This is a genomic window from Paraburkholderia sp. J76 (genome assembly GCF_905220295.1).
In the GTDB taxonomy this organism is placed as follows: Bacteria; Pseudomonadota; Gammaproteobacteria; order Burkholderiales; family Burkholderiaceae; genus Paraburkholderia.
Genome location: NZ_CAJMZJ010000033.1, coordinates 1 through 11,582, shown reverse-complemented (window position 1 = coordinate 11,582; position 11,582 = coordinate 1). Strand labels below are relative to the sequence as shown.

9 protein-coding genes are annotated in these 11,582 nt (G+C 65.8%); 4 read left to right on the top strand and 5 right to left on the bottom strand.

The window, feature by feature from the left end:
* Together U5768_RS31720 and U5768_RS31715 are read right to left on the bottom strand one after the other, a co-directional pair.
* Nucleotides 1-897: ABC transporter transmembrane domain-containing protein (locus tag U5768_RS31720; protein ID WP_322034275.1), on the bottom strand; the 897-nt coding region annotated here is incomplete at its 3' end.
* Between the two features lie 430 nt (nt 898-1,327).
* Nucleotides 1,328-1,771 (bottom strand): MarR family winged helix-turn-helix transcriptional regulator, encoded by a 444-nt coding sequence (locus tag U5768_RS31715; RefSeq protein WP_322034274.1) that lies wholly within the window; start codon nt 1,769-1,771, stop codon nt 1,328-1,330.
* 171 nt (nt 1,772-1,942) lie between these two features.
* On the opposite strand from U5768_RS31715, the gene U5768_RS31710 reads away from it, so the two are divergent.
* Both U5768_RS31710 and U5768_RS31705 read left to right on the top strand, forming a co-directional pair.
* On the top strand, nt 1,943-2,713 hold the full coding sequence (locus tag U5768_RS31710) for a class II aldolase/adducin family protein (RefSeq protein ID WP_322034273.1): 771 nt from the start codon (nt 1,943-1,945) through the stop codon (nt 2,711-2,713).
* Nucleotides 2,714-2,717: 4 nt separating this feature from the next.
* Entirely contained in the window at nt 2,718-3,728 is a 1,011-nt protein-coding gene (locus U5768_RS31705; protein WP_322034272.1) for a 2-dehydropantoate 2-reductase, read from the top strand.
* A gap of 18 nt (nt 3,729-3,746) precedes the next feature.
* Here U5768_RS31705 and U5768_RS31700 read toward each other — a convergent pair whose 3' ends face one another.
* Entirely contained in the window at nt 3,747-5,036 is a 1,290-nt protein-coding gene (locus tag U5768_RS31700) for an MFS transporter (protein WP_322034271.1), read from the bottom strand.
* A gap of 424 nt (nt 5,037-5,460) precedes the next feature.
* Here U5768_RS31700 and U5768_RS31695 point away from each other — a divergent pair, with 424 nt between their 5' ends.
* Both U5768_RS31695 and U5768_RS31690 read left to right on the top strand, forming a co-directional pair.
* Nucleotides 5,461-8,382, top strand: coding sequence for a mechanosensitive ion channel family protein (locus U5768_RS31695; protein WP_322034270.1), 2,922 nt, complete (start codon nt 5,461-5,463; stop codon nt 8,380-8,382).
* 292 nt (nt 8,383-8,674) lie between these two features.
* Nucleotides 8,675-9,073 (top strand): FKBP-type peptidyl-prolyl cis-trans isomerase, encoded by a 399-nt coding sequence (locus tag U5768_RS31690; protein ID WP_322034269.1) that lies wholly within the window; start codon nt 8,675-8,677, stop codon nt 9,071-9,073.
* 109 nt (nt 9,074-9,182) lie between these two features.
* Here U5768_RS31690 and U5768_RS31685 read toward each other — a convergent pair whose 3' ends face one another.
* Nucleotides 9,183-10,517: a nitrate/sulfonate/bicarbonate ABC transporter ATP-binding protein gene (locus U5768_RS31685; protein WP_322034268.1), complete on the bottom strand. Its 1,335-nt coding sequence runs from the start codon at nt 10,515-10,517 to the stop codon at nt 9,183-9,185.
* A 14-nt stretch (nt 10,518-10,531) separates the two neighbouring features.
* Nucleotides 10,532-11,582 (bottom strand): ABC transporter permease subunit (locus U5768_RS31680; RefSeq protein ID WP_322034267.1); only part of this gene is annotated, 1,051 nt, incomplete at its 5' end.

Here is an 11,582-nt window from a genome sequence, read left to right as displayed (position 1 = left end):
CAGCGTGAGCCACACGCTGTACAGGCACATGACGCCGATGAACACGAACGAGAACGCAATGTCGATGACGGCGGTCAGCGCCTGCCCGGTGAGGAAATTGCGGATGTTCTCGAGTTCGCGCACGCGGGCCACGGTGTCGCCCACGCGGCGCGCGCCGAAGTAACCGAGCGGCAGCGCGACCAGATGGCGGAACAGGCGCGCGCCGAGTTCGACGTCGATGCGGTTCGTGGTATGCGCGAACACGTAGTTGCGCAGGCCCGTGAGCAACACTTCGAACACCGAAGCGACGAGCAGCGTGAGGCACACCACGTTCAGCGTGCTGTAGGTGCGGTTCACGAGCACCTTGTCCATCACGACCTGGAACATCAGCGGCGAGACCAGGCCGAAAAGCTGCAGCACGAGCGACACGCCCAGCGTTTCGAGCAGCAGCCTGCGGTAACGCACGATGGCCGGAATGAACCACGAGAAGTCAAAACGCGCGAGTTCGCCGGCGAGCGAGGCGCGAGAGGCGAACAGCAGCATCTCGCCCGTGCTGCGAGCGGTGATTTCCTCCAGCGGCCGGATGACGGGTGCGGGCGCACCGGGTTCGAGGATCAGCGCTGTCTTGCCGTCGGATCTGGCGAGGATGAAGTGGTTACCTTCGCGGTCAAGCACGAGCGCGGGCAGCGGCGTGCTGCCCAGCCGCTCTATACGCAGGGCAATGATGCGGGCCTTCAGGCCCAGGCTGCGGGCCGCGAGCACGAGGTCTTTTGCACTGAAGCGCGCCCTGCCTGTGGCGGCAGCGTGTTTGAGCTGCGCCGCATCGGCGGCGAGGTTGTGGAAGCGGGCAATGGTCACAAGGGCGGCCAGGCCCGGATCCTCTTCGACACTTGCTTCGTTGTCCTGATTTTTATTCATCCAACATTCAATTGAGACATCACATTTTTCTTCAGGCTACATTTAGGCTCGCCACGATTGGCGCGTCATCCCGCGAACGTCTTATCCGAACAGGCACAGGTAATCAACGCGGCATCAAATGTTAAGCGATCACTAAATACGGTCGTAGAATAATCGTTACACGCAAAAGGAAATTGCCCATCCAGGATAAAACCGCAGAAATTTGGGGCGCAATCGCGAGAAGTTGGGATGGATCAAGCTGTTGCTCGAGCAGAAAGCAAGATGCAAGCGTTTTCCGTCGGACGACTGCTGTAGCAGACTGATGGGAGAGACGTCGTCAAGCATGCAGGATGCGAATGCCTGGACAGTCGGCAGCCGGGCATACTCTTCGCTCAGTCGCGCCACAGACGGTTATGAAGACCGCCTTGTCGCAAATTGGTGCTCCAGTAGATCAAGCGACAGTCGAGCCGCTCGCCACCAGTTTCGCCAGCACGCCCTCCAGCACTTCGCGCTCGTGCTCGCTTAGCGTCGCCAGAATCGCGTCGTTCGTCGCCTTGGAGATTGTCGCGGCGCGCCGGTACGTGCTGCGGCCCTGCGCCGTGAGCGCCACGAGCACGCCGCGCGCATCCGCCTCGTTCGAGGTCTTGGCCAGCAGGCCCTTGCGTTCGAGCACGTCGGTGGCGCGGCTCGCCTGGCTGCGGTCGAGATTCGACACGCGCCCGAGGTCCGACACCGACAACGATCCGAACGCACCGACGCTGAGCAGCAGCCGCGCCTCAGTGAGCGAGAGCGAAAGCGCCGCCTCGAACGCGTCGCCCATCGCGCGGTCGGTCTGCTTCTTGAGCACATGGAGCCGGTAGGTGAATAGCTCCGCGATGTTGAACTTCCCCGTCATTCGTCTTCCCGCCTGGTTTTCACCGGCCGCAAAATGCGGCCGCATCGTCAGTCAGCTTAACATCGATAAATGCCCGCTTTTACAGGCATTTCACGAAACATTTGATGCTTGCACACGCATTTATTTGCGCGTAGGATCGGTGGAATCAGAGCCCGCCACGAGGAGACTTTCATGAATGAAAACATCCGGCGCACGCGCCCCGACTGGTGCGACCCCACGGAATGGGAAGCGCGCGTGCAGCTAGCTGCCGTGTATCGCGTGTTTCATCTCATGGGCTGGACCGAACTGATCTTCAATCACATTACGCTACGCGTGCCTGGGCCGCACAAGCATTTCCTCATCAACCCGTTCGGGCTCACGTACGACGAAATCAAGGCCTCGAATCTCGTCAAGATCGACCTCGAAGGCAATGTCCTGAGCCCGAGCGAGTATCCGGTCAATCCCGCCGGCTTCGTGATCCACGGTGCGATTCACGCAAACGTGGAAGACGCGCATTGCGTCATGCATACGCACACCACAGCCGGACTCGCGGTGGCGTGCATGGAAGGCGGCCTCGCGTACACGAACTTCTATTCGGCGCAATTGCACGACATGGTCGCGTATCACGACTTCGAAGGCATCACCGTGCATGCCGAAGAACAATCGCGCATTCTGAAGTCGATGGGCGACAAGCGGCTCCTCATTCTGCGCAATCACGGGCTGCTCTCGCACGGCGTGACCCTTGCGCACGCTTTTGCGCTACTGTGGACGCTCAATCGCGCGTGCGAAGTGCAGGTCGTGACCGATTCGATGCGCGGCAACACGCTGCCCATCGCGCCCGCCATCACCGAGCGCTCGACGCGCGACGCGTTGCAGTTCTCGCCCGCACACGGCGCGGGCCAGAACGTGCTCGACGCACTGGTGCGCCGTGTCGCGCGCATCGACCCTTCATACCAGGAGTGAAAGTTTGAACACCCCGAATCAAAAGATCGCCGTCGTGGGCGGCGGTGCGATCGGCGGCCTGATCGCGGCGCGTCTCGCGCGCGCGGGCGTGGCCGTGAATCTGCTCGCGCGCGGCGCGCATCTGGAAGCAGTCCGAAGCAACGGTCTCACAGTCGTCGAAGGCGACACCCGCTATACGCAAGCCGTCAACGCCACCGGCGACGCCGCCTCGCTCGGCGCACAGGACCTCGTTTTTATTTGCCTGAAGGGGCAATCGCTCGCGCAGTCGGCGGCTTCGCTCGCGCCGCTCGTGGGTCCGCACACGCATATCGTCTCGGCGATGAACGGCGTGCCGTGGTGGTTCCTCAACGGCTTCGGCGGCGCCCACGCGAACGGCCGGCTCGAAGCCGTCGATCCGGCCGGCGTCGTTTCGGCGGCGTTGCCGCCCGCCCAGGCTTCGGGCTGCGTCGTGCATCTGTCGTCGTCGATTGCGGGGCCGGGCGTGATCCGCAAAGGCGGCGGCAATCATCTGATTGTCGGCGAGGGCTCGCCGGGCATGGCCGCGCGCGCGCAGCAAGCGCGCGATCTGCTGGCGAAGGCCGGCTTCGAAGTCACGAACGGCGCGCCCATACAGGCCGATATCTGGGCGAAGCTCTGGGGCAACATGACGATGAACCCCATCAGCGCGCTCACGCGTTCGACCGCCGACGTGATTCTCGACGACCCGCTCACGGCGCAGCTCGTGAGCGCGGTCATGGTCGAAGCGCGCGCGATTGGCGAGGCGCTTGGCATTCGCATCGCGATGACCATCGAGGAGCGCAGCGCGCTCACGCGCAAGCTGGGCGCGTTCAAGACCTCCATGTTGCAGGACGTGGAAGCCGGCCGCTCGCTCGAAGTCGAAGCGCTCGTCGGCGCGCCGTACGAACTGGCGCAGCGCGTGGGTATCGCGGCGCCGTCGCTCGGCATGCTTTATGGTCTCGCGCGTCAGCTCGATTCGAATCTCGAAGCGGCGCGCGAGGCACGCCAGGCACGCTAGGCACCAGGCGCTAGCGCATCAATCTTCGAGCGGCTTGCCCGTGAGGTCGCGAATGAACGGCAGCGCGAGGCACGAAACCGCCACGCACGCCATCACGTACCACGCGGGCGCGAGCAGATTGCCCGTGCTCTTCACGAGCCAGGTGGCGACGGTCTGCGCGAAGCCGCCGAAAATCGCCACGCCGATGCCGTAGACGATCGCCATGCCCGTCGCGCGCACGGCGCGCGGAAACATCTCGGGCAGCATCGTGATGGAGGGCGCGGCCTGTAGCCCCAGCAGCACGCTCAGGCCGCCCACGGTGATCAAAAGACGCGTGGCGTTCGGGCCGCCCGCCAGCCACAGGAACGCCGGATAAATCAACAGCAAGACGCCTACGCGCGGCCAGAAGATCAGCGCGCGGCGGCTGAACCGGTCGCAAAGCAGCCCCGAAATGGGCGCCGCCACGAAGGTCACGACGCCCGAAACGAGCCCCGCCAGCAACGCCGTGGGCGCGGGCACCTTCAGTTCGTGAATCGCGTACGTCGGCATGTAGAACGTCACGACATACGCAGTGACCGTGGAGCCGATCGTCAGCAGGATGCCGAGCGCCGCGCGCCGCCAGTGATCGCGCAGCACGGCGAGCACCGGCATGCGCACCGCGCTCGCCTGCTCCGGCGCCTGTTCGTCAAGACGCCGGCGAATCCACATGCCGAGCGGCGCGATCGCCACGCCCATGAGGAAAGGCACGCGCCAGCCCCACGCGAGCAGCGTGTCGGCAGCGAGAAAAGTCGTCAGGAGTCCTGCCGTCAGCGCGCCGAGCGAAACGCCCAGGCCCTGGCTTGCGAACTGCCAGCTACCGAGCAGGCCGCGATTGGCGGGCGTGCCCGCCTCGATCAGCAGCGTGGTGGAAGCGCCCACTTCGCCGCCCGCCGAAAAGCCCTGCAACAAGCGCGCGAACACGATCAGCACCGGCGCGGCCACGCCGATCTGCGCGTAGGTGGGCGCGAGGCCGATCAGCATGCAGCCCAGCGCCATCATGAAGATGGTGAGCGTCATGGCGGGCTTGCGGCCCGCGCGGTCGGCATACGCGCCGATCACGACGCCGCCCAGCGGGCGCATGACGAAGCCCACGCCGAAGGTCGCAACCGAAGCCAGCAACTGGCCGTAACTCGACATGGTGGGGAAAAACAGCTTGCCGATGGTCAGCGCGAAGAAGCTGTAGACGGTGAAATCGAAGAATTCGAGCGCATTGCCGATGGTCGCGGCGACGATCAACTGTGTGCGGCTCAGTTTGCCCTTGCGCACTCCGGTCATGCTGACGCTGTTCATGGCTCTCCTCGTCGGCCTCTCGCGGGCCTGGATAGTGGACCGTGCAACGGTAGCATTCGTCCGGCGGCGCGCGCCACTGATCAAAACCCGCGTAGACGGCGGCATCGATACGCCGATGCGGCATCCCTTTAGCGGGGCGCGGCGCGCGCCTCGTCCGCGTTCGTAAGGGAAAAGAGGCATACTTCGCGCATAGTCAGCACGCGCGTTTCGCGCCCTTTTTTTGCGGGTGCGCAAACGCCAGGCGGGCCGCCCGCGCATCGTGCGGGCACCAGAATTGCGGCAGCGCGTCGAATGTTCCGACGAACCGGGCCACGGCACCGTGCGCCGCGCCCACGCGCCTTCAGCCGTGCTTTTCGTCCCGCTGCTTTTCCTCCGCCGCCACTGAAGGGTCGCCGCAGTCGCGACCCGTAAGCCCATGACAAGGATGCCCCTTTTTTCTGCCTTTCGGTCTTCGCGCCCGTCGCGCTCGCAGCGCCTGCCTGCTCTCGTTGTCGCTTTCGCCGTTTCTGCCGGACTGACGCTCACGCTGGGCGCTCCGAGCGCGACGGCGGCGACGCCGGCCAATCTCGCCGAAGCGCTCAAACCCTCCACGAGCCCGGCGCATCCTGCCCAGCCGGCCGCGCCCGCGCCCGACACAACGGCGGCCAGCACGGTCGCACCCGTGGTGCTCACGCCCAGCCAGGCGCAATCCGCGCTCAAGGTGCTCAATGACCCCGTGCAACGCGGTCACGTGGAAGACACGCTGCGCGCCATCGCCGCCGCCGGCGCGCTGGCCGTGCCCGCTTCCGCGACGACGCCGGCCAGTGCGCCCGCCGCGGCCTCCGGCGCGTCGGCGGCCAGCGCCGCTTCCACGCCGCTCGCAGGCGCGCTGCGCTCCAACGGTCTCGTCGTCCAGATCGCCGATCACGCCGCGCACGGCGCGCGCATGGTCGGCCACCATTTGAACCATACCTTCGCAACGCTGCTCGGCCTCTGGTCCACGCGCAACTGGTGGCAGGACCATCTGAACACGCCGCAGGGCCATGCGCTGCTGCTCGCCCTGCTGCGCGTCCTGTTGCTTACGCTGGTGCCGGCGCTCGCGCTCGCCACGCTGCTGCGCCGCATCGTGGCGAGACCCGAGCGCGCCATTGCCGCGCATCAGGCGGCGAAACAACATGAGAACGCCGAACCCCCGCAAGGCGGCACGCCTACCCCGCAGCCGCAAACGCCTGAAGCGACGGGCACGAGCGTCGCGCTCGCCGCGCAGGCGAAAGCCGCCGATGCGCGCGCCGACGCTCAGGACGACGCCCTGCGCGAAGCCGCCGGCATGGAACCGGCCGAGGGCACGGCCAACAAGGACAGTAAGGACAGCGATCCGAACGCCGGACCCAATGCGAACGCGAGCGCCAACGCGGCGGCGCGCGCCACCGTGATCGCGGCGCAGGCCGAAGACGACGCCGAAGCCTCGCCAAAAACCGCCGCCGACCGCGCAAAAGAGGCGTACCACGCGCTGCGCGGCGCGCATCACTGGCGTCTGTTGCAGCGCCTGCCGGGCGCGCTGCTCGTGATGCTGCTCGAAGTCGTACCCGTGATCGCCTTCGGCCTGTGCGCCGCTGGCGTGCTTTCGCTGTTCGGTCCCGACGACGCCGCGCCCGCCGACGCCGTGGGCCACATCGTCGATACCTATGTGATCTGCCGCGTGGTCGCGATCTTCGGCAAGCTGCTGTTTGCGCCCGGCGCCGCCGCGCTGCGCCTCGTGCCGCTGCCCGACGACTGGGCCGCCTACGCGCAGCGCTGGCTCGTGCGCATCGTCGTGATCGGCGGCGTGGGCGGCGCGCTTGGCGGCGCGGTGCCGCTCGGCATGACCGAGGACGCGCATCTCGCGCTCGTGAAAGTGGTGACGCTGGTGGGCCATCTCGCGCTCGCCGTGATGATCCTGCAACTGCGCCGCCCCGTGGCGGACGCCATGCGCGCCGCCGCCGCGCGCCACGGCTCGTACGGGTGGTTCATGCAGTGGTTCGCCGACATCTGGGTTGGCGTGGCGCTCTTCGTCGTGCTCGCGCTGTGGTTCGTCTGGGCGCTCGATCTGCGCGGCGGCTACGCCGCGCTGCTGCGCGCGGGCGGCCTTTCGCTCGTCGTCCTGCTCGCCGCGCGCGTGAGCGCCATCGTGCTGCTCGGTGCGTTGAGCCGCGTGTTCGGGTTGCGCGACGATCAGGACAAGATGAGCTTCGGCCAGCGCCGCGCGTACCGCTATTACCCCGCGCTGCGCCGTATCGTCGTCGCCGCCATCTGGATCGCGACGCTCGACCTGCTGCTGCACGTCTGGGGTCTGCGTCCCGCGCGCATTCTCGCGCTCGCGCCTATCGGGCATCTGCTTGGATCTGCACTCCTGACTATCGTGATCGCCATCGTCGCCGCCGTCGCGATCTGGGAGTTCGCCAACGGCGCGGCCGAGCGGCGCCTGAATGCCTGGACCGACGCCGGCGACTTCGTGCGCGCCGCGCGTCTGCGCACGCTCTTGCCGATGTTCCGCACCACGCTGCTCGTGTCGATCCTCGTCGTGGTCGGGCTCACCGCGCTCTCGCAGCTTGGCGTGAACACCGCGCCGCTCATTGCGGGCGCGAGCATATTCGGCGTGGCGCTCGGCTTCGGCTCGCAAAAGCTCGTGCAGGACTTCATTACCGGCATCTTCCTGTTGACGGAAAACGCCATGCAGGTGGGCGACTGGGTGACGGTGGCGGGCGTCTCGGGCACCGTTGAGTTTCTGTCGATCCGCACCGTGCGCCTGCGCGGCGGCGACGGCTCGCTCTACACCGTGCCGTTCAGTTCGGTGACGACCGTGAACAACACGAATCGCGGCATCGGCAACGCGGCGGTGAAGGTGCAGATCGCGCAGGGCGCGGATCTGCAGCGCGCCATCGACACACTTAAGGACATCGGCGCCGAAATCCGCAAGGAGGACGCGTTCAAGAACGGCATTCTCAGCGACTTCGCGTACTGGGGTGTCGATCAGGTGGATGGCGCGACCGTGACGCTCGTTGGGCAGATTCAGTGCAAGGACTCGGCGCGATGGGGCGTGCAGCGCGAGTTCAACAGGCGCGTGCTGCTGCGCTTCACGGAGCGCGGCATCGAGCTGGCCAATCCGCAGCGTAATTTCCTCGTGGGCATGACGCGTGGGGACGATGTGGAAGGCCGTACGTACGGCGACGATCACGACGACAACGCCAGCGATGACGATGGCGATCGTACGCGGGCGCAGTCGCGCGGCGCCGCTTCGAAGACGGCCTCCCAGGGCGGCAAGCCGCGCAACGGCCGCGCTGGGGCATCGGGCGACGGGAACGGCTCGCCGAGCGGCAAGCCCAATTGATGCGTGAACCGATCCTTCGACATGCCAGCCGGTGCGCGGCTCATGCGCGCCGGCCTCACCCTTCGCTTCTCACGGGTTATCTCCCGAAAAAGCTCACCGATACGCGGCAAGCGCGGCCGCAACGCAACGCTGACCGCGCAAAGTTCTCCGTCTAATCAAGGGCCTGCGATACCTCGCGTGGCGCGCGGCACGCGCGGCGCGGCATGTCCCGAAGAAGCTCACCTTTGCGGTCGATCCAGGGCTGCGGCGAGCGCCCCGATATAATCAACGCGCCATTCAACGAGGACATCTCATGAAATCACTGATTGCCCTGGTCGCCGCTGCCACCGTCGCAACGAGCGCGTTCGCCGCCAACACCATCGAAAAGTTGCCGTCGGGCGTGGTTGTCGAACACCTCAAGCAAGGCACCGGTCCGCAACCCAGCGCCACCGACGTCGTGCGCGTGAACTATCGCGGCACGCTCGCGAACGGCACCGAATTCGACAGTTCCGACAAGCATGGCGGCCCGGCGACGTTCCCGCTCAATCGCGTGATTCCCTGCTGGACGCAAGGCGTGCAGAAGATGAAGGTCGGCGGCAAGGCGAAGCTGACCTGCCCGGCTGCGACCGCATACGGCGATCGCGCGGTCGGCCCGATCCCGCCGAACAGCGATCTCACGTTCGAAATCGAACTGCTCGGCATCGGGCAGTAAGGCCAGTAAAGGCCAGTAAGGCCAGCCGGTTCTGATTCCGCGGGCAAAAAAACGGGCGGCGAGGTTCACACCTTCGCCGCCCGTTCCTGTTTTTGCGAGGACTCAAGCCTTAAGCTTCGACGTCCTCAAGACTGAAAATCTCGGTCTGGTCGTTATACGAAAACACTTCGCCATAACGGGCCCACTCGACCACGGTATCGAGCGTTTCTTCCGCCGCGACGTCCGAGAGCACGTCCTCCAGTTCCTGCTCGAAGCGCACGCGCGGCGCGCGATGACCAGGCCGCTCGTCGAGCACCTTCTTGATGCGCGCCGCGAGCGGCACGTTGCGCAGCAGGTGATCGGCGAACATGAGCTTGCGCGCCTGCGTGCCCATCTCGGCGAACACGCGCGCGGGCGGCGTGAGCAGCACGTCGCCTTCGCGTACGTCGGCAAAGCCGAGTTGCTGCAGCATTTCCACTATCGGGAACAGGTCGTCCACTTCCAGATGCAGCGAGCGCGCGATATCCGGCATGTCGGCGCGGCCGTGGTACGGCGCGGCGGCGAGCGTCTCGATCAGACCCGCCATGATGTTGGTCGACACGTCCGGCAGGCGGCTGCCCACTTCGAGACGACGATGCGTGGCTTCAGCGGCTTCGCGCGCGGTCATCTTCGCGTAGATGTCGTCGACGAGCTTGCGGAACGCCGGATCGAGGCGGTTGCGCGGGTGCTTGAACGGCACCTTGATCTCCGCCGACACGCGCCCCGGATTCGACGACAAAACGAGAATGCGGTCGCACATGAACACCGCTTCCTCAATGTTGTGCGTGACGATCAGCACCGACTTGATCGGCAGACGTCCTTGCGTCCACAGGTCGAGCAGGTCGGTACGCAGCGTTTCGGCGGTCAGCACGTCGAGCGCGGAGAACGGCTCGTCCATCAGCAGCAGCGTCGGGTCGACCACGAGCGCGCGCGCGAAACCCACGCGCTGGCGCATGCCGCCCGAAAGCTCGCGCGGGTAGGCATTTTCGAAGCCGTCCAGACCGATCAGGTCGATGGCCGCCAGCGCGCGTTCGCGACGCTCGCGCGAGCCTACGCCCTGCGCTTCGAGGCCGGCTTCCACGTTTTGCAGCACCGTGAGCCACGGGAACAGCGCGAAGGTCTGGAACACCATCGACACGCCTTCGGCCGGCCCTTCGAGCGGCTTGCCGAGCCAGTTCACCTCGCCTTCGGTCGGCTCGATGAGTCCGGAGATGATACGCAGCAGCGTGGACTTGCCCGAGCCGGAACGGCCCAGCAGCCCGACAATTTCGCCCTCGCGCAGCGAGAGGTTCACGTCGTCGAGCACGAGGCGCTCGTCTTCTTTCTTCGCGAAGCCGCGCGAGACATGCTTGACGGCGAGCACTTCCTCGCCCGGAGCGGGCCGCATCGGCAGCAGGTCGGATGAGACGATTTTCGGATTCAGCATGATGTCACTCCATCTCAATCGAGGCGCAGCCGGGACTCGGCGTATGTGTACAGCGGGCGCCAGAGCACGCGGTTGAACAGCGTAACGAACAGGGACATCGTCGCGATGCCCAGAATGATTTTCGGGAAGTCGCCGGCGGCGGTCATCTCCGCAATATACGAACCGAGACCATGAGCGACGACCTTGGTGTCGCCCCACTGCACGAACTCGGAGACGATGCTCGCGTTCCACGCGCCGCCCGAAGCGGTGATCGCACCTGTGATGTAGTACGGGAAAATGCCCGGCAGCATGGCCTTTTTCCACCATTGCCAGCCGCGAATGCGGAAGTTCGTGGCCGCTTCCCTGTAATCGTTCGGATAGGCGCTCGCGCCCGCGATCACGTTGAAGAGGATGTACCACTGCGTACCGAGCACGATGAGCGGCGAAAGCCAGATATCCGGGTTGAGGTGAAAGCGCACGATGACGATCACGAACACCGGGAACAGCAGGTTCGCCGGAAACGCGGCAAGGAACTGCGCGAGCGGCTGCACTTTTTCGGCGAGCGCCGGGCGCAGGCCGATCAGCACGCCGAGCGGCACCCAGATCACCGAGGCAATGGCGATCAGCAGCATCACGCGAAAGAGCGTGATGAGGCCGAGCAGGAACACGTGCCACACTTCGTCGAGCGTGACGCCGGTGCGCACATAGGCCACGACGCGCCACACCACGAATACGGTCAGCGCAATCACGACCGCGGCCCATACCATGTCGCCCATGCGCGAGCGCTTGCTGATCCTGGTGACGACGGGCAGCGACTTCGGCAGTTGCACGCGCAACGGAATGCGCGCGAGCGTGGCGAGCAGGAAGCCCATGGGCACGAGCAGGCGGTGAATGAGGCGCGTGCGGCGAATCAGGTCCAGCAGCCACGACTCCGGCGCGTCGCCCGAACTCGTGTTTTCCATGCGGAACTTGTCGGCCCATGCCACGAGCGGGCGGAACAGGAACTGGTCGTACGCGAGGATCACCACGATCATCGCCAGAATCACCCAGCCCACCGCGTGCAGGTTCTTTTCCGCGATCGCCTGC